17 protein-coding genes are annotated in these 17,989 nt (G+C 56.3%); 4 read left to right on the forward strand and 13 right to left on the reverse strand.

Annotation, left to right across the window (positions count from 1 at the left end):
• Positions 1-3: 3 nt before the first annotated feature.
• From L901_RS13705 to L901_RS13755, 11 genes are all read right to left on the reverse strand, one after another.
• Complete coding sequence (locus L901_RS13705; protein WP_245289647.1) at positions 4-660, reverse strand: MarC family protein; 657 nt, start codon at positions 658-660, stop codon at positions 4-6.
• Positions 661-804: 144 nt separating this feature from the next.
• Positions 805-1,800 (reverse strand): zinc-binding dehydrogenase, encoded by a 996-nt coding sequence (locus L901_RS13710; protein ID WP_349642987.1) that lies wholly within the window; start codon positions 1,798-1,800, stop codon positions 805-807.
• On the reverse strand, positions 1,775-2,341 hold the full coding sequence (locus L901_RS13715; protein WP_059757580.1) for an NADPH-dependent FMN reductase: 567 nt from the start codon (positions 2,339-2,341) through the stop codon (positions 1,775-1,777). Before L901_RS13715 ends, L901_RS13710 begins: the two co-directional genes overlap by 26 nt.
• Complete coding sequence (locus tag L901_RS13720) at positions 2,338-3,666, reverse strand: NAD(P)/FAD-dependent oxidoreductase (RefSeq protein ID WP_082710640.1); 1,329 nt, start codon at positions 3,664-3,666, stop codon at positions 2,338-2,340. The genes L901_RS13715 and L901_RS13720 overlap by 4 nt, the downstream gene beginning before the upstream one ends.
• A gap of 26 nt (positions 3,667-3,692) precedes the next feature.
• Complete coding sequence (locus L901_RS13725) at positions 3,693-4,517, reverse strand: family 1 encapsulin nanocompartment shell protein (RefSeq protein WP_059757583.1); 825 nt, start codon at positions 4,515-4,517, stop codon at positions 3,693-3,695.
• Positions 4,518-4,519: 2 nt separating this feature from the next.
• Positions 4,520-5,587 carry a Dyp-type peroxidase gene (locus L901_RS13730; protein WP_082710632.1) on the reverse strand — a complete coding sequence of 356 codons (1,068 nt, stop codon included), beginning with the start codon at positions 5,585-5,587 and terminating at the stop codon, positions 4,520-4,522.
• Between the two features lie 40 nt (positions 5,588-5,627).
• Positions 5,628-6,788, reverse strand: coding sequence for an NAD-dependent formate dehydrogenase (locus L901_RS13735; RefSeq protein ID WP_059757682.1), 1,161 nt, complete (start codon positions 6,786-6,788; stop codon positions 5,628-5,630).
• A gap of 339 nt (positions 6,789-7,127) precedes the next feature.
• Entirely contained in the window at positions 7,128-9,731 is a 2,604-nt protein-coding gene (gene clpB / locus L901_RS13740; protein WP_059757589.1) for an ATP-dependent chaperone ClpB, read from the reverse strand.
• Between the two features lie 49 nt (positions 9,732-9,780).
• The gene (locus L901_RS13745; RefSeq protein ID WP_059757592.1) at positions 9,781-10,311 is read right to left on the reverse strand and encodes a DUF1269 domain-containing protein; all 531 of its coding nucleotides are present in this window, start codon (positions 10,309-10,311) and stop codon (positions 9,781-9,783) included.
• Positions 10,312-10,478: 167 nt separating this feature from the next.
• Entirely contained in the window at positions 10,479-10,871 is a 393-nt protein-coding gene (locus L901_RS13750) for a hypothetical protein (protein WP_059757595.1), read from the reverse strand.
• 107 nt (positions 10,872-10,978) lie between these two features.
• Positions 10,979-11,425, reverse strand: a complete 447-nt coding sequence (locus L901_RS13755; RefSeq protein WP_059757598.1) for a hypothetical protein — start codon at positions 11,423-11,425, stop codon at positions 10,979-10,981.
• Positions 11,426-12,334: 909 nt separating this feature from the next.
• Here L901_RS13755 and L901_RS13760 point away from each other — a divergent pair.
• From L901_RS13760 to L901_RS13775, 4 genes are all read left to right on the forward strand, one after another.
• Positions 12,335-12,931 (forward strand): superoxide dismutase, encoded by a 597-nt coding sequence (locus L901_RS13760; RefSeq protein ID WP_059757599.1) that lies wholly within the window; start codon positions 12,335-12,337, stop codon positions 12,929-12,931.
• Between the two features lie 162 nt (positions 12,932-13,093).
• Positions 13,094-13,348: a DUF2171 domain-containing protein gene (locus L901_RS13765; RefSeq protein ID WP_059757602.1), complete on the forward strand. Its 255-nt coding sequence runs from the start codon at positions 13,094-13,096 to the stop codon at positions 13,346-13,348.
• Between the two features lie 22 nt (positions 13,349-13,370).
• Entirely contained in the window at positions 13,371-13,763 is a 393-nt protein-coding gene (locus L901_RS13770) for a DoxX family protein (protein WP_059757604.1), read from the forward strand.
• A gap of 157 nt (positions 13,764-13,920) precedes the next feature.
• The gene (locus L901_RS13775) at positions 13,921-14,478 is read left to right on the forward strand and encodes a hypothetical protein (RefSeq protein ID WP_059757607.1); all 558 of its coding nucleotides are present in this window, start codon (positions 13,921-13,923) and stop codon (positions 14,476-14,478) included.
• Between the two features lie 79 nt (positions 14,479-14,557).
• Here the strand turns inward: L901_RS13775 and L901_RS13780 are convergent, their stop codons facing one another.
• Entirely contained in the window at positions 14,558-16,582 is a 2,025-nt protein-coding gene (locus L901_RS13780) for a cache domain-containing protein (RefSeq protein ID WP_059757611.1), read from the reverse strand.
• Positions 16,575-17,966 carry a sigma-54 dependent transcriptional regulator gene (locus L901_RS13785; RefSeq protein WP_059757614.1) on the reverse strand — a complete coding sequence of 464 codons (1,392 nt, stop codon included), beginning with the start codon at positions 17,964-17,966 and terminating at the stop codon, positions 16,575-16,577. Before L901_RS13785 ends, L901_RS13780 begins: the two co-directional genes overlap by 8 nt.
• Between the last annotated feature and the right edge of the window lie 23 nt (positions 17,967-17,989).

Raw genomic sequence — 17,989 nt, forward strand, 5'->3', positions numbered from 1 at the left:
TCTCTATCCGGCCAGCCCTTTGAACGAGGCTCTCAGACTCGTCACGATCATTTCGACGGCGATAGCCGCAAGGATCATGCCCATCAATCTCTTGGTCACCGCAGAAACGCTGGCCGAAAGATAATGGCCGATAAAGGGGGCGCTCCAGAGCGCAACCGCAAGAACGGCGATCATAGCGAATAGTCCGACACCCAGCCCGATTCGCGTGTCTTGAAGACTTGCCGCATGGCCGAACACAATCAGCGTCGATATCGTACCCGGGCCGACCAGCAGAGGAATGGTCAACGGGTAGACCGCAACGCTGTCACCGGCGATTTTTGATGTCTCGCCTGCATCAGGCTGATGCTGGGCGCTTGACGACCCATGCAGCATGGCAAGAGCGATCAGCAGGACAATCAGTCCACCGGCCAGGCGGAAATCATCAATCGTCAAGCCAAAGATCGTCAAGATGGCTTGCCCTGCAAAGACAGAGACAAGCGAAGCCACAACGACGCCCAGAATTGCGACCGAAGCGATCCGCCGCCTTTCGGCGTCGGATCGTCCTTCGGTAAGGGACAGAAAGATAGGAATGTTTGCAATCGGATTCATGATCGCGAACAATGCGGCGAATACCTTGATTGCGAACTGTATTTCAGGATGCATATGATGACCTTTGCGCATTACCGTTGGGAGATTACCTGAACAGGGACGCGGTGCTCAGCAGGGTATTCCACACTCCCCAAAGGATCGGAATGCTGACTGCGCACCATGCCAGTGCGACCTTGAGTTCGAGGCCCCCGAAAAACAGATTACCCCACCCACCGTCTATGGCTTCAGCAACACCTTGCCGGTTTTGCCTGGCGTCAGGGAGGTTGTGACCGCGTCTGCAATCTGATCCAGAGAGAACACGCCCTCGACCGGCAATTTCAGTTTGCCGGCTGCAACGAGTTGCAACAGCTCACCGATTAGTCGAGATTTATCTTTCGGCGACATACTGGCACTGACTTTGGCGCCCCAGAAGCCTTTGACGACCGCCTGTTTGAAGATCAGGTCACCGGACGATATCTGCATCGGTTCGCCCGTGGCCGAGCCGAAAGAAACGAGCAACCCGTCTTCACCAAGCAGCGATAAAAGCTTGCCGCTTATCTCTCCACCAATCGAGTCCACGGCAGCGTTGAACGGCACGCCACCGGTGATTGCCCGGGCACGCTCTTCCCAGTCGTCGTATTCGGTTGATACGACGTTGGAAATACCAAGTTCGTTGAGTTGTTTTATGGCGTCGTCGCGGCGCACCAGATTGACCACTTCGATATCGCGCGTTGCGGCCAGCATTGCCACTGTCTTGCCAACCGCACCGTTGGCGGCGTTCTGGATTATCTGATCGCCTCCCTTCACATTCAGAAACTCAAGCAGAGCAATGGCGCTGAACGGCATTGCGATCAGTTGCGCTGCGGCGACGTCGGGGATCGCGTCAGGCACGGGGATGACTGCTTTTGCCGACGCAAGAAAATACTGCGCCCATGTGCCATGGACCGATGCAACAGCGACACGTTCACCAATCGACACACCATGAACGTCTTCACCTAGAGCGTCGACTATGCCGACAGCTTCCGATCCCCCGATGGCAGGCAGGGTCGGCTTGTAGCCATAACTGCCGCGAACCGTCCAGAGGTCGTGATTGTGAATTGGCGAGAGGATCGTTCTGAGACGGACCTGACCGAGACCGGGTTGAGGAATCGGACTATCCGTCAATGCCAGGACCTTGGCCGGATCACCAAATGTCGAATGACTCACACTACGCATTCCGGGCGATCCAGTCATCAAATGCCTCCATGAAGGTTGTCAGAAACTTTCGAGTGTCATCGTTGACGAGATTTCCCTGATCATCGAGAAGGGAAGTCACGTTACTGAGGTAAACCTCGGGATGAGACAGTGTGGGAACCCCAAGGCCCGCAAGGATTTGACGTAGATGATGGCTGGCTCCGAAGCCACCGATCGCGCCGGGAGAAATGCTGATGATCGCAGCGGGCTTGCCAAGCCACACACTCTGCCCCCGGGGTCTCGATCCTACATCGAGTGCATTCTTGAGAAGCGCAGGCACCGAGCGATTATGCTCAGGAGTAACGAACAGGACGGCGTCAAAACTCTTCATCCTGTCACGAAATATGGCCCAGGGAATTGGCGTCTTGCCATCGTCGTCAAGGTCCTGATTATAAATCGGCAAATCCCCGAGACCGACAACTTCGAACTCAAGTCCTATGGGTGCGAGGGTGACCACCGCATTTGCAATTTTCCGACTGAGCGACGCTCTTCGTTCGCTTCCGACAAGAACTGCGACCGTTTTAGCCTCCTGGAGACTCATGAATTTTTCCCTTCCAGTTGCTTGTCTCGCAAAATACCTACCGTGGGCGGCACTATTTGAACTCGCGCGCGCTGCTCATCCACATTGGTCATGAGGCGCGAACTTCGTTGTCCGGTGAGATAAATCCAGAGCCAGCTCATCGCGACAGCGAGTCGGTTTCGAAGCCCGATCAGAAAATAGATGTGTGCAATCCCCCATAGCCACCAGGCCACGTACCCCTTGAGCTTCACGCGCCCGAAATCGACGATCGCGGCACGCTTTCCGATGGTCGCCAGACTGCCGGCATCCTTGTAGGCAAAGAGGTCATCTGATTGTTGGCCGCGAATTCGTGCGCGGATAATCGCCGCAACATAGCTTCCTTCCTGCTTTGCTGCCGGCGCAACTCCTGGCACCGGTCGACCGTTCGTTTCCACATAGGCCGTGTCACCGATCACGAATATGTTCTCATCGCCCGGGACCGTCAGATCGCGTTTCACGAGTACCCGACCGGCACGATCGACCGGGGCTTTGAGCCATTCCCCGGCCGGAGACGCCGCAACGCCTGCAGCCCACAGGATTGTTTGCGCAGGCAGCAGTTTGCCGCCGATCTCGACACCTCGCTCGTCACATCGGGACACCGGCTGCCCGAGCAGGACTTCCACGCCGAGGCGGTTCAGGGCGTGCAGCGCATACTCCGACAGGGTTTTCATGAAACCCGGGAGTATCCGGGGGCCGGCCTCGATGAGCACCACCTTTGCCGTGCGTGTATCGAAATTTCGAAAATCCAGGCGCAGCGTGTCATGCGCCAGTTCTGCGATCGTTCCGGCCAATTCTACGCCTGTCGGCCCACCTCCGATGACGACGAATGTCAGGAGCTTTTGGCGCAGCGCCTCGTCGCTTGTCCATTCGGCCTCCTCGAAGGCAGCCAGAATCCGGCGGCGTATAGTGGTCGCATCATCGAGCGTCTTTAAAGCCGGCGCATGTGGCTCCCATTCGTCATGGCCGAAATAGGAATGGCGGGCGCCGGTGGCCAGTACCAGGTAGTCGAACGGAAGCGGTTCTTCATCCTCGACCAGTACCTGGCGCTTTTCGAGGTCGACGCCGACAACGTTTCCGAGAAGCGTCGTGACGTTTTTAAACCGGCTGAGCAGCGAGCGAATAGGCCAGGCGATCTCGGAGGGGGCAACGGAGGCTGCAGCGGCCTGATAGAGCAACGGCTGGAACAGGTGGTAGTTGCGCCGGTCGATCACGGTGATGCGGACCGCCGTATCCGCGAGATTGCGGGCTGTTTCCAGCCCGCCAAAACCGGCACCGACGATGACGACATGAGACAAGCCACGGTCCATGATCATACCCGCCTTTCCCGCTTAGATCAGGGAGCTTTGTCTACTGAGCCTTCAGGAGACAGCAAGGCGATTGCCGCTTCTGCGGTCAGCATGCGGAACGTGAAGCTTTCCTGGAAGTAAAGTTCCACTGTGGTTGCCGTATGGCTGAGATAGCCAATGGAGATGTCCTGGCCGAGATCAAACTCGAAATCGCCGCCTCGTGTCGTCAAGACATAGCCGCCCTTGATCGCTGGTGCCCAGATGATCCCGCCATCGACCACCTTCTCGATATGGTGAAACACCGGATAGCCTTCATCGCTGCCACCACTCGCGGCGGTATATGTCTCCTCACCCAACACCAGAGCATAGGGTCCCTGAACGCCGGCGAGACGCAATTGGCTGACGGCCTTGGCCACGACGTCAGGATAGTTCTTGAGGCTTGGTGGAAGGGGCAGCGCCTGATTACTGCTGCCTTCGCGGATCCCCTGAATGCCTGCAGCGGCAAAACCTTCGAACACGGCCCGGTCTTCGCTGAACGCCAGCGTGCGGGCAGCGTCTTTAACTGGTGACCAGTCGGAATCCTCCGATCCCCGTTCGACGTCATCAATCGCGGACCGTGCAAGCTCGAACGGAACGCGGAGCTCGACAACCGGTTTGACCTCCCGCAGCGAAGCTTGAACGCCCTCGCCCGGACTTTCCAGCTTTTTGAGATGACCTGTGCCGGCGGCAGCGAATTCGGCTCCCTTCGGCCCATCGACATCCACCACGCGGCGTGCTGCCAGGTGACGCTTCAGTGTCCTCTTCGCCTCTTCCTCGATTTGCTCCCAGGCTTTTTCTGAAATCGGAGCGAGTTCTCTGTGAAGGTTGTTCATGGTCAAACCTCATTTTTTTTCAAGGAACCGATCCCGAGGGAACCGTTCGTGGCCATTTTGTCGGGAGCAGCGTTTTCGTCGTCCAACGGATTTTCTGCAGGAGGTCCATCGACTGGTGCAGGGATGGAATCCGGCTCGACACTTTCGAGAAAAGTCGCCGACGGAACGAAGAAAAGGCTGCCGGTGATCGCCCGGCTGACGTCGAGCAGTCGGTCATAGTTGCCCGGCGGACGACCGACGAACATGTTGACCAGCATCTGCTCCATGCGCCCCGGCGACTTGGCATAGCCGATGAAATAGGTACCGAACTCGCCCTTGCCGACATCGCCGAACGGCATGTTGTCACGGACGATATCGAGTTCTTCGCCGTTTTCGACGATTGTCGTCAGTGCATTATGGGCAAAGCTCGGCTTGACGCTGTCATCGAGCTCAACATTGGTGAGCTTCTTGCGGCCGACAATGCCCTCCTGTACCTCGACGGGTATCGCGTTCCATTTTTTCAAGTCGTGCAGATATTTCTGGACGATCACATAGCTACCGCCTGCAAAAGCCGCATCCTCGTCCCCGATGATCGTGACATCGATGGCGGCCTGGTCGACCGGGTTCTCTGTCCCGTCGACGAAACCGATCAGATCGCGATCATCGAAATAGTTGAAACCCTGGACCTGGTCTGCGGTCGCGACGGCGTCACCGAGCCGCGACATGATCTCCATTGCCAACTCGAAACAGAGATCCATGCGGGCGGCGCGAATATGAAAGAGGAGGTCTCCGGGCGTCGAAACCGCGTGATGCACCCCGCGGATTTCCTTGAAGGGATGTAGGTCCTTCGGCCTCGGTCCGCCAAACAGACGGTCCCAGGCATCCGATCCAAAGCCCATGACGCAGGACAATCCCCCGTCCAGAGCGCGAAAGCCAACTGCGCGAAGCAACCCGCCGAGATCACCACAAAGCGAGCGGACAGCTATTTCGCTTTCCCGACCGGGACTGATGGTGAGGACGAGAAAAATCGCAGCGCGTGTGAGCCGCGCCACAACAGGCTGCGCCAGGGGTTTCTGTTCAGGCGATGTCATGTCCAATCGTAAGTCCTTTTAAATCATCGACCCGCCAGGATCAGGTCAGTTGGTAGGAGCGTGCGCCTGTTCCGGCGAGGCCGCCGGCTTCGACGATCAGATAGTCCTCACGGATAGGTTTTTTCTCGAAATAGCCCTGCAATATTTCAAGCGTTCCGGCCGCGTAACGTGCCTGGGCCGAGAGTGAAGTGCCTGCGATATGCGGTGTCATCCCGTTGTAGAACATGGATCTCCACGGATGATCGGGCGGTGCGGGCTGTGGATACCAGACGTCGCCCGCATAACCCGCGATATGACCCGCCTCCACTGCGCAAACGATTGCGTCCCTGTCTACGAGCTTCGCACGCGCGGTATTGATGATGTAGACGCCGCGTTTCATCTCAGCCAGCATCGCTTCATCGATGAGGTGCTCGGTGGAGGGGTAGAGCGGGACCTGCAGGTTGACGATGTCGACACTTTGCACGAGCGATTTGACATCAGGATGAAACGTCAGGTTCAACTCGGCCTCGATCTCCGTCGAAAGACGGTGTCTTTGCGTATAGTGGAGGCGCATATCGAAGGGCTTAAGTCTGCGAAGCACCGCAAGTCCGATACGACCCGCGCCGATCGTACCAAAGTCCATGCCTTCGACATCGTAGCTACGCGATACACAATCGGCGATGTTCCACCCACCGTCGACTGAAATCGCATGCGAGGGCAGATAATTGCGTACCAATGCCAGCACCGTCATGACCACATGCTCTGCGACGCTGATGCAGTTTGAGCCGGTGACTTCGGCGACTGTTATACCGGCTTCGGACGCAGCCTTCAGATCGATATGGTCGGAACCGATGCCGGCAGTAATGGCAAGTTTCAGCTTTGACGCTTTCGCAATTCGCTCACGGGTGAGATAAGCTGGCCAGAACGGCTGGGAAATAACGATATCGGCCTTCGGAAGCATTCTTTCGAATTGTGATTCCGGTCCGTCCTTGTCAGACGTGACGATGAGCTGATGGCCAAGCCCCTCGATATAGTTGCGGAGCCCAAGCTCTCCTGAGACCGATCCCAACAGTTCACCAGGCGTGAAGCCAAGCGGGCCGGTCGGAGCCGGCATGGATCGGTCCGTCGGATAACTCGTCAATAGCGGCAGGCCCGTTCGCGCGTATTCCGGTGGGTATCCCGTTACCGGGTCAGGATAAAGCACACAGAGAACAGTCGCCATCTCGTTGTCGCCTTTCATGAGTTCCAAACCAGTTCTTAGTCGGAAGCGGGCTGTGGGGCATGATTTCCCATACGCCGAAGATCAAGCAAACATCATGCCATGACAAATACTCTTTAATCACAACGGCCTATAGGAATCCCGACCATGCCGTCGGAACATCTGTTCATGGCTATTGGACACTATGTCCATGAATTTTATCAAGCCTCAGACGACATCATCCCAGAGCTTTCATTCGGTAAGGCATCACGATGATTGCGAGGCCAACGCCCGTGTCGCCGAGCGCCGGGATCAACGATGTTTCAAATGCGGCGTGACTGAAGCAGTCCGGTGCTCCATCCCTCACTCGTCATCGTCATCGATGATCCTGACGCTCTTGCCATTGAAGGTGAGCCCGTCCTTTCCGACCGAGACTTTTACCGTCGAGTCGTCATGGACCTCTCCCCCCAAGAGCAGTTCGGCCAGAGGATCCTGTACGTAGCGTTGAATGGCCCGTTTCAGCGGACGAGCTCCGAAGGCCGGGTCCCAGCCCTTTTCTGCGAGCCAGTTCTGCGCTTTTGTATCAAGTGAGAGGCTGATTTTCCGGTCGCTGAGAAGTCTCTTGAGGCGAGCGAACTGGATCTCAACTATCCGGCCCATCTCGTTCTTCTGGAGGCGGTGAAACAGAATGATCGCATCGATGCGGTTGAGGAATTCCGGTCGGAAGTGGACGCGAACCATCGCCATGACCTCTTCGCGCACCACACTGGTCTTCTCGCCCTCCGGCTGGTTGACCAGGTATTCGGCGCCGATATTCGAGGTCATGATGATCAGCGTATTGCGGAAGTCCACGGTCCTGCCCTGACCGTCAGTGAGACGCCCGTCGTCGAGCACCTGAAGTAGCACGTTAAAAACATCCGGATGTGCCTTTTCGATCTCGTCGAACAGAACGACCTGATAGGGTCGCCTGCGCACGGCTTCGGTCAGTGCGCCACCCTCGTCATAACCCACATAGCCAGGAGGAGCCCCGATCAGCCGCGAGACCGAATGTTTCTCCATGAATTCGGACATATCGATGCGAACCATGGCGGTCTCGTCGTCGAATAGAAACTCGGCAAGTGCCTTGGCAAGCTCTGTCTTGCCGACGCCCGTCGGACCGAGGAACATGAAGGAACCGATCGGCCGGTTGGGGTCCTGAAGGCCCGCCCGGGCGCGGCGTACGGCAGTGGATACCGCGCGCACGGCCTGAGCCTGGCCGATGACGCGCTCCCCGAGCTTGTCCTCCATATGGAGCAGCTTGTCCTTTTCACCCTCGAGCATCTTGGTGACGGGCACGCCAGTCCATCGGGAGACAACCTGGGCAATGTTATCGGCAGTCACGGTCTCGCTGATCGAGGACGTTTCGGTTGCCTCGATGGCAGCGAGCTTCTTCTCCAGCTCAGGAATGGTGCTGTAGGAAAGCTCGCCTGCGCGCTGGAACTCCCCCTTGCGCTGCGCATTCGCAAGATCGGTTCGATACTGCTCCAACTCGCTCTTTATTTTTTGAGCGTCCGACAACTTGCTCTTCTCGGCCTGCCAGGTCGAGGTCATGTCGGCCGATCTTTTTTCCAGATCGGCCAGTTCCTTCTCGAGCGCCTGGAGACGGGCCTTCGACCCCTTGTCGCTCTCCTTCTTCAACGCCTCCTGCTCGATCTTTAACCGAATAACGTCGCGGTCGATGGAATCCAGCTCTTCCGGCTTGGAATCGACCTGCATCTTCAGCCGGGCTGCGGCTTCGTCGATCAGGTCGATCGCCTTGTCGGGAAGGAATCGGTCCGTGATGTAACGATTGGACAAGGTGGCGGCAGCCACCAGCGCCGCGTCCGAAATCCTGACCCCGTGGTGAAGCTCGTATTTTTCTTTGAGACCACGCAGGATCGAGATCGTATCCTCGACACTGGGTTCCGGTACGAAGACCGGTTGAAAACGGCGGGCCAGCGCCGGGTCTTTTTCAACATGCTTGCGATATTCGTCGAGCGTGGTCGCGCCGACGCAGTGCAATTCGCCGCGGGCCAGCGCCGGTTTCAGCAGGTTGGAGGCATCCATGGCGCCATCGGTCTTGCCGGCGCCGATCAGCGTGTGCATTTCGTCGATGAACAGGATGATGCCACCTTCTGCAGAGGTAACCTCCTGCAGAACGGCTTTCAACCGCTCCTCGAATTCACCCCTGTACTTCGCTCCGGCGATCAGAGCGCCGAGATCGAGCGCCAGCAGTCTCTTGTTATGCAGGCTTTCCGGCACGTCGCCGTTGATAATCCGAAGCGCCAGCCCCTCAACGATCGCAGTCTTGCCGACGCCGGGTTCGCCTATAAGGACGGGATTGTTCTTGGTCCGGCGCGAGAGCACCTGAACCGTTCGACGGATTTCCTCATCGCGGCCAATGACTGGGTCAAGTTTTCCGTCCCGCGCTGCCTTTGTTAGATCGCGGGCGTATTTTTTCAAAGCGTCATAAGCGTTTTCGGCCGAGGCATTGTCCGCAGTCCGCCCCTTGCGAAGCGCGCTGATCGCTGCCGTGATCGCCTGAAGGTTCACACCAGTATCGGAAAGAACCTTCCCCGCATCACTGCCACGGTCCTCGACCAATGCCTGGAACAGGCGTTCCACCGTCACGAAGCTGTCGCCGGCCTTTTCCGCGATCTTTTCCGCAGCGTCGAATATACGGGCAAGTTCGGAGGCCATATAGACCTGCCCAGCACCCGAACCGGAGACCTTCGGCAATTTCTCAAGAGCGCCCTCGGTCGCGGCATGAACGGTCCGCGCGTTGCCGCCCGAACGGTCGATAAGGCCTGCGACAAGTCCCTCATTGTCGTCCAGCAACACCTTCAGAAGGTGCAGGCTGTTGAATTGTGGATTTCCATCCCGCATGGCAAGCGATTGGGCCGACTGGATAAAGCCCTTCGCGCGGTCCGTGAATTTTTCGATATTCATGGTCTATCACCCCTTACAACGACGATTTCAATGATCGGAACAGGTGACGTCAGGTTGCGGCTGGCGTATCGGTGTGAGCCGAACCTGCCAGAGCCGGGGATGCTGCCAACGCGTCGCGCAGTGCCTGTTCTTTCGAGTGATCCAGTGATGTTCTAAGGACCGTCCCGCCGGTTCCCTTGAGCTCATCGAGAATCTTGTCTGCGGTCATCTTGCGGATCAGTAGAAACAGTGCGGCGTTTTCAGGCTTCAGACTGGTCGCAAGTTCCTTCATGAAACCATCATTGATGCCGTAGTCGCTCAATGCGCCGCTCAGAGCGCCGGAGGCCGCACCGATGGAAGCTCCCAGTAGAGGCATCAGGAAAATCGATCCGATCAGCAATCCCCAGAAGCCTCCGGACACGGCCGAGATCGCTGTCGTATTCATCAGTTGTACGAGCTTGACCCTACCATTACCCTGCTTGACCGCGATCACCGCGTCGGAAAGCTCGATCAGGTACTCCTTCTGAAGGTTCAGAAGTTTCTCCCGTATGGCCTCCGCCTTGTCTTCGGTCGGGTAAACAATCACGATCAGATCGGACATGAACGCGCTCCTTCGATGGGAAATACTCCGGGTTTGCGGAACGCTGTGCAACCTCTGTGCCAAACGAAATAAATTATCAAAATCAATATATTGCGCGAGGCACTCGACGAAGTTTCGGACAATATGTCGGTACAGGGAAGACAAATAGTCCTGTCGGTTAAGCCGATTTAGCCCGTCGGCTGCCCGTACAGGATCTCAAGGGCCGCAATCGCGGTCAGGATATATCCGCCATTGGTGTCGATGTCCTCATCGGTGGAGAGATCGAACTTTTTCCAGGTGCCGTCGAGATAACCTGCCTGCCGTTCCGCGATGATCTTGTTCGCGGTCTGTTTTATCGCATCGAATTGCGTCAGGTCGAAATTGAGACCTCGATTGTCGAGAAACAAACCATGCTGATGCAGAAAATCCGCCATCGGCATGGAGGTTCCTGTCAGATAGAAGAGCAGATCATTGGCATTCAGGGGCTGATCCCGTGACTGCGGAACCAGGCCCGATTCTTCAAGATTTTGTATAGCGGCTTGCATGTCTTTAGAAAGCTGCTCGATCGTTACTGCGGTCATATAGCTATCTCCTGAGGCCGGTCGTGCAACGTTATTGAGGAGTAGACGGCACTGCGGTCGGAGCGGGGTCCAGCATCCCGCACGCGCCAATATGCGGCGTTCGTTCGCTAGCATATCCCGAGAAGGCCACCTTCAAATCGCTGGTCAGGTTTGATATCGAGAAATTCCGTTCCGGTGGCTACGCCAAACTCATTGGGTTCGGTCGCCAGCCGGATATTGAAAACCGATGAGTTATTCGCGCGAGCAAGTATTGCATTCCAACCGCCATTTGCGATGCACTCATCGTAGTTCGTGTCGCAAGTCTTGCCGGTCACTGGGATCTTGAACCATTTGCCGTAGACGTTTCTATTTTCCGCGACTGACGCATATACATATTTGATATCGGTGATGTTTACGACGCCTAGGGTCCAGATGTTCGCCGGATCGTGGACATTCCCCAAGGCATCGAAGGAAGGATCAATATTATTCTCATGAATTTCGAAATCGGAATAAGCATCTTTGGTTTGTAGCCGTTGCAGGTTCATCGCTATCTCCTCGTCCATCTGGTCGCTCATTCGGGCCGTTTGTATTTTTGCAGAGCCCTTCGATTGTCGGGTCGATCGCCTCCCGGCCGGAACACCGCGCGGCGCGATACTCGCCGGTACTGATATTCCGCATCGCTCGCACTTCTGTTGACAGCCTTAGCGAGTGCACGCGTACCCCTGCTTTTCGACAGTACGCTTGGCTTTGTTCGAAGTGCGCCGGTCTACGATGAAATCTCCGAAGCAATGATCATGCCAATTACAATATAAAATAATATCAATGTGTTAACTTTAACTTCAACGCCACCAAGTCAACTTGTCCGCATTTGATTGGACAAGTTGTCGAGCGCGACCGAAAACCGATCCCGATCGCGTAGCTGCAATTCAAACTCTTGAGTTCAATACGTTGAAGTCGTCGTCACAACGATACGCTGGGGCTGGTGCCCGATAATGTCCGGAAAGGATCTGTCATAACGGATAGAGCTTCCGAATAAATGGAAGAACTGGCCCAGCCGATGTGCCGGTGCCTGCAAGGTCCAGTCGCCGGCATGGAGACGATCTTGACTTCCGAAATCAGACCCGGCTGGAAGATGTTGGTGCGCCAGCCAGCATAGGGCGCATAAAGACGGAATGCTCAAACTGCTTTCCTGTATTAAGCGTAGCCAGCGGATATGGTCCTCACCCAAAAGGTTCCCAGCAAGATGACAATCTGTCCGAAGGGTGTTCGCCAATTTGTCGCAACTCCCGATGAACGACGATGCAACTAACTGATATTTAATACGAATATACTTGGCATGCGTATTGCTTCCCCTTTTTCGATCACAGTGAGATGCGTTGATGTTGGCGCGGGCTTCCATTGTGATGGGTCGTTCCAGATTTGTCCCCGCACCGGTGACCTGACCGTCGTCGCTGCCGCCTTTCTTCAGTCGACAGGAGATTTCGATGGCATTTTCCCTTCCAGACCTGCCCTACCCCCATGATGCCCTGGCGCCGCACATGTCCAGGGAGACACTCGAATATCATCATGACAAACATCACGCCGCCTATGTGAATGCGCTTAATTCACTGATCAAAGGGACGGAGTGGGAAGGTCTCGGCCTCGAAGAGGTGGTGACCGGATCGTTCGGTAAGAACGTGCCTCTTTTCAACAATGCCAGTCAGGACCTCAACCACACCTATTTCTGGAAGTGGATGACACCAAAGGGCGGCGGTCCGATTCCGGGGCGGCTGGAGAAGCAGATTATAAGTGATTTCGGCTCGGTCGAGAAATTGACGGCAGACTTTGTGGCGGCGGGCGTCGGCCAGTTTGGATCCGGCTGGTGCTGGCTTGCCGTTGAAAACGGGAAGCTCGCCGTTACCAAAACGCCGAATGGTGAGAGCCCGCTCGTGCATGGTGCCATGCCGATCCTCGGCTGCGATGTCTGGGAGCACTCCTATTACATCGATTACCGCAATCGTCGGCCTGATTATCTCAAAGCCTTCCTGGAGCATCTGGTGAACTGGGAATACGTCGATGCTCTATTCGATAAGGCACCGTGACGAATTAATGTCGGCCTGCCGAAAATGAACATCTGGAAACAGTCTTCGGCTTTCTGTGGCGGCGCACGACACTTGGAGGAATTGTCCTGAATATGCTCCGGCATACCGGAGATTCAGGGCACACTGAAGCATCTAACCTGTATTTAGCAAAGGAGAACTGAAATGAGCGACAAGATCAGAGAAGGCATGGAAGTCATCGGCGCCGACGGCGTGCATGTTGGCACAGTCGACCAAGTAGAAGGCAACCGTATCAAGCTGAGCAAAAGCGACAATTTTGGACATCACAAGGGACATCATCACTATATCGAACTCGGGTTCGTCGCCGGTGTCGAGGGTGACAAAGTTCGTCTTTCCGCGAATGCAGACATCGCCGTGACCCTGGAAGAAGAGCCCTCGGGCCGACCGGTCCCTCTGTGAACAACCAGCGTGGTGAAGCTTGATGTATGATGTAGGTCTTCTCATTGCTCGATTGTTTCTGGGCGTTCCGTTCATCGTGTGGGGTGTACTGAAGCTCCGCGGTGATGAAGCCAAACTGGTGCCAGGGCTCCGGGCGCTCGGATTACCCGACGCGTCGTTTTTCGCCTATCTGATTGCAGTGTGTGAACTTGTCGGCGGTGTTGCCGTCGTCATAGGCTATCCGGTGCATACTGCCGGCGTGTTGCTGGGCCTCTGGTGCCTCGCGACAGGCTATGACGCACACAGGGGGAATATGACCGAGCTTCTGAAAAACGGGACCATGGCAGGAGGATTTTTTGCCCTGGCCACAACCGGTCCGGGCGGTTTTTCCGCTTTCGGCGGCGCCCCCACGGGCTTTTTCGCTTATCTGCCTTAGGCCGAAGTGAAAGCGTCTGGAGGGCGGCAATGGAAGAATACAACTGACACCAGTGGCGTGTTGATCGGCCCAACTGGGCCGGTCAACACGGAACGCATCATCCGGAAGCAACATTCACTGGACGGCCTCGCAAGAGGCAATGAACGGGATAAGCAGCATGGCAACAACCAAAATTCTCGTCGTGCGTCACGCGGAGAAACCGGATGGCCACGGAACCGGAGGCGTCGACCCGAGCGGGCAGCCGGACCCGAAATCATTGACGCCACGGGGCTGGCAGCGGGCCGGCGCACTGGTGCAACTCTTCGCACCACGCACTGCCGACCCGCAAGCACCGCTGATGCGCCCGGACCACCTGTTCGCCGCCCGTGCCGGTCATGAAGAAGACGAACACAGCAAACGACCATATCAGACGATCGAGCCTCTCGCAGCCTATCTCCAGATTTCCGGAGGGATCGACAGCTCATTTCGCAAAGACGAGCTCGACAAACTTGTCAACGCGGTCATCTCTTGCGATGGCACTGTGCTGATTGCATGGGAACACAAAAACATCCCGCCAATGGCGCGGATTCTGGTTCCTCCAAGCGAGCAGGTTCCCGACTGGCCGGATGATCGTTACGATATGATCTGGGTCTTCGACCGAGTGGGTGATGTCTGGCATCTCACCCAGGTTCCCCAACGTCTTCTTGCTGGGGACATCGAGGCGGTATTCGCCTGAGTAGGTGCGAATAGCCCCTCTCCGGTCGTAACAGATCTAACCCACATCCGCACAGTGGTCGTCGGCCGGGTACGGCCGGTCATATGGCTTCAGGGAGCCAGACCGTAAACGTTGTCCCCTGGCCTGGCGCCGTTCGCACCGATATCGTACCGCCCTGCCTTGTCACCAGCATCTGACAGATCGAAAGGCCAAGGCCTGTGCCCTCGCGGCGTTTCGTCGTAAAGAAGGCATCGAATATTTTCTTCGCTACCTCGGGTTCAATGCCAATTCCGGTGTCAGAGACCTTAATTTCGACGCCCGGCGTTGCTTCAATTTCGGAATCAAGCGTCTCGATATGCAATTCGCCTCCTTGCGGCATGGCGTGGATCGCGTTGACAATCAGATTAATCAATACCTGTTGCAATTCTGTACGGCGCATCGCGATGAGCCTCGATGCGCGGTCGTCACGTTCAACCATGATCGTGGTTTTCTTCAGGAGATGATGAACAAGCGGCAGGGTGTCATTGACAACATCAGAAGGCAGATAGCGTTCAAGGACACCGGCATACTCCTGCGGCTTCGAAAACCTGAGCAGATTGGTGACCATCTCGCTGATACGCATAAGTTGCTGGTCTATCAGCTTGAACTCGTCTCTGGCTTTATCGGCATCGGATCCAATCATGCCTTGGATGACTTCGAGGTTGCCCTGTATCACGGCTATGGGATTGTTGATCTCATGGGCGACGCCAGCCGTAATCTCACCGATCGCCGCGAGCTTTTCTGACATAATCAACTGCTTGGTCGTTGTCTCAAGCTGTTCATTCGCCGTTTGCAATTCTCTGGCGCGCTCCTCGACACGCTGATTAAGCTCAGTATTCCATAACCTCAGCTCTGCATCCCGCTCCTGAACCTGGTCGAGCAGATGGTCCAGTTCCGACGCAACCTGGCCAATTTCGTCGGTCATTTCAGGGAGCCCCGTTCGTGCCGAGAGATCCCCCATCTCTACCCGACCGATCGTCCGGGTCATCCTTTCAAGGGGCCGGAAGATATTACTTGCCCAAACAAGGAAAAGGGGCACTGTGGCTGCAACTGAAATCGCAAAGGCAATCACGATTGCCATCACGGCCTCGCGCTTGGCATCCGTAAAGGGCTTTTGAAGGAAACCGACATAGAGCATGCCGACGCGGCGGTTGTTGGTGTCCAGCAATGGCTGATAGGCCGAAATGTACCAGTCATTGACGACGAAAGCCTGCTCCTTCCATGTATGCCCGTATTTGAGGACCGCTTCCCCCACATCTTTCGATACACGCGTGCCTATCGCGCGCCGCCCGTCGAATAGATCCACATTGGTAGCAATCCTGACGTCGGACAGAAATACTGTCGCGGTTCCACGGCTTTCGGATGGCAGGCTGGCTTCGACGTAGATCAGTTGGTTAATGGCATCGATAAATGAGGTGTTGTTGTTCAGTAGCACCCCGCCAACCAATGCTCCGCGCTCGCCGCTTCCACGGGTTGCCATCGTAGCGGCGTGGAGAACGAGACCACGGGTCTCTTCCTGCCCGCTGGGCATCGCGTCCGAGCTTGAGGACATGAGAGAGATCCGAGCCCGCTCGGCAATGTCCGGTGTAAGCGCGGAAAGCTCTGTCTGGTCGAACACGTCGAAACCGGCAGAGCGTTTGCCATCGAGTGCTGCCTTAACAACAGGCCAGTCCCAACGGGGTGAAACAGTCGCAAGCGGCCGACTGCTTGCAAGAACATTGCCCGAGCTGTCGATTAGATAAAGAAAATCCAGGCCGCGATCACCGGCGACTTCCTTCAGGAAGAGATTGAGGTCTGCATTCGACGTGGAGCCACTCGCCGTAAGATCGCGAAACCGGGCGGACTGACTGACGGCGGAAAGTCTTTCCTCCGTCGCAGCCAGCATCCTGTCCACGTAAAAATGGGCGATGGTCAAGTCGTCGTTGACTTTCGAAATCGCGAGTGCGTCAAACCGCTCATTCCAACGATAAATCGCGATACCCAGTAGAATGGGCAGGATAACGAGCATCGGTACGAGCGCGGTGGCCAGAAGTCGATAGCGGACCGACGCCTTTTTCTTCGGGATGTTGTGTTGAACCTCATCCATTCCAGCTTACACATTTCCGGTCGATCGTCTTCCGGGAAATCCCTAGCCGTCGAGCAGCCTCCTCACGGTCGCCGCCCACCTCACGCAGCACGGAAAGAATGTGACGTTTTTCGATTTCCGCCAGGCTCAGCCCTCCCGCATCTTCATGTGTCAGGGGAGATCTCTCGGCCTCATCAGGAAAAGCCCCCAGGATCACGGCCCTTTCGATGAAGTTTCTAAGCTCTCGTATGTTGCCTGGCCAGTCATATCGCAGGAGATAGGAACGGATGCGGTCATCGATCTCGACCGCCGGCATGCCAACTTGCTGGACCACCTCGCGCATGAACAGCGCGGCCAGTTCCAGGACGTCGTTACCGCGGTCCTTGAGCGGCGGCAACTGGATCTGAACGACGTTGATACGGAAATAGAGGTCGGCGCGAAACCCACCTTCTGCAACGCGCTTCTCCAGGTCGGCATTGGTTGCAAAGATGAATCTGGCATCGAAGGGAATTTCTCTCTCGGAACCGACGGGCCTTACGCGCCGATCCTCGAGCACGCGCAACAGCTTGCTTTGCAACTGATAGGGCAGATCTGCGATCTCGTCGAGAAAGACCGTGCCACCCTGGGCATGTAAAAACAATCCCTCGCGGGTTCTGTTCGCTCCAGTAAAGGCTCCCTTCAAATGGCCGAACAGCTCGCTCTCGATCATGTCCGCAGGGATAGCGCCGCAGTTGATCGGCACGAACAGCTTGTCGGCCCGCCCGGAAAGTGAATGTAGCGAGCGGGCCGCGACCTCCTTGCCGGTCCCTGATGGTCCCGTCAGCAGCACCGATGTCGAGATCGGGGCAACGCGGGAAATCATCGAGCGCACCTTTTCGGTTGCGGGAGACTTTCCGACGAAATTGTTGCGAAGATAGACCTGGTGGGCAGGAAAGTTCAATTGATGTCGCAGGACGTCGTTTTCACGCTGCAGCCGGCTGCGGTCCAGGCAGCGTGCGATCGAGTTCAACAACTGGTTCGATCGAAAAGGTTTCAGAACGAAATCAACAACACCGACACGGACGGCGCTTATCGCGGTGTCCAGATCCGCATAGGCGGTCATCAGGATCACATCAGCAAAAAAACCGGTTGCCCGCTGCTCCGCCAACCAGTCGAGACCATTTTTATCGGGCATGATATTGTCGAGGATGACGACATCATAATGTGTCACATCGATCTTACGGGATGCTTCGGCCGTATTTTCCGCCTCCTCGATCAGCTTGCAGCGAGGACCGAGGGTCTTCATCAGGAAGTTTCTCATGCCAGGTTCGTCATCGACGACGAGGATCGAAGCCTGGGCAAGCCACGGTCCAAACTCCGGGTCTTTCATACGGTCTGGTGTATCATTGAGTTCAGATTCCGGCATTGCCACCCCTTAAAGACACTTGT

This window comes from Agrobacterium sp. D14, assembly GCF_001526505.1.
Taxonomy (GTDB): Bacteria; Pseudomonadota; Alphaproteobacteria; order Rhizobiales; family Rhizobiaceae; genus Agrobacterium; species Agrobacterium leguminum.

Excerpts from the sequence above, each read along its gene's own strand:
- L901_RS13735 (WP_059757682.1), bottom strand. The coding sequence starts at position 6,788 with ATGGCGACTGTTCTCTGTGTGCTTTATCCTGACCCGGTAACGGGATAC.
- L901_RS13730 (WP_082710632.1), bottom strand. The coding sequence starts at position 5,587 with ATGACATCGCCTGAACAGAAACCCCTGGCGCAGCCTGTTGTGGCGCGG.
- L901_RS13770 (WP_059757604.1), top strand. The coding sequence starts at position 13,371 with ATGTATGATGTAGGTCTTCTCATTGCTCGATTGTTTCTGGGCGTTCCG.
- L901_RS13725 (WP_059757583.1), bottom strand. The coding sequence starts at position 4,517 with ATGAACAACCTTCACAGAGAACTCGCTCCGATTTCAGAAAAAGCCTGG.
- L901_RS13715 (WP_059757580.1), bottom strand. The coding sequence starts at position 2,341 with ATGAGTCTCCAGGAGGCTAAAACGGTCGCAGTTCTTGTCGGAAGCGAA.
- L901_RS13755 (WP_059757598.1), bottom strand. The coding sequence starts at position 11,425 with ATGAGCGACCAGATGGACGAGGAGATAGCGATGAACCTGCAACGGCTA.
- L901_RS13710 (WP_349642987.1), bottom strand. The coding sequence starts at position 1,800 with ATGACTGGATCGCCCGGAATGCGTAGTGTGAGTCATTCGACATTTGGT.
- L901_RS13745 (WP_059757592.1), bottom strand. The coding sequence starts at position 10,311 with ATGTCCGATCTGATCGTGATTGTTTACCCGACCGAAGACAAGGCGGAG.
- L901_RS13765 (WP_059757602.1), top strand. The coding sequence starts at position 13,094 with ATGAGCGACAAGATCAGAGAAGGCATGGAAGTCATCGGCGCCGACGGC.
- L901_RS13785 (WP_059757614.1), bottom strand. The coding sequence starts at position 17,966 with ATGCCGGAATCTGAACTCAATGATACACCAGACCGTATGAAAGACCCG.
- L901_RS13780 (WP_059757611.1), bottom strand. The coding sequence starts at position 16,582 with ATGGATGAGGTTCAACACAACATCCCGAAGAAAAAGGCGTCGGTCCGC.
- L901_RS13760 (WP_059757599.1), top strand. The coding sequence starts at position 12,335 with ATGGCATTTTCCCTTCCAGACCTGCCCTACCCCCATGATGCCCTGGCG.
- L901_RS13750 (WP_059757595.1), bottom strand. The coding sequence starts at position 10,871 with ATGACCGCAGTAACGATCGAGCAGCTTTCTAAAGACATGCAAGCCGCT.
- L901_RS13775 (WP_059757607.1), top strand. The coding sequence starts at position 13,921 with ATGGCAACAACCAAAATTCTCGTCGTGCGTCACGCGGAGAAACCGGAT.
- L901_RS13720 (WP_082710640.1), bottom strand. The coding sequence starts at position 3,666 with ATGGACCGTGGCTTGTCTCATGTCGTCATCGTCGGTGCCGGTTTTGGC.
- clpB (WP_059757589.1), bottom strand. The coding sequence starts at position 9,731 with ATGAATATCGAAAAATTCACGGACCGCGCGAAGGGCTTTATCCAGTCG.
- L901_RS13705 (WP_245289647.1), bottom strand. The coding sequence starts at position 660 with ATGCGCAAAGGTCATCATATGCATCCTGAAATACAGTTCGCAATCAAG.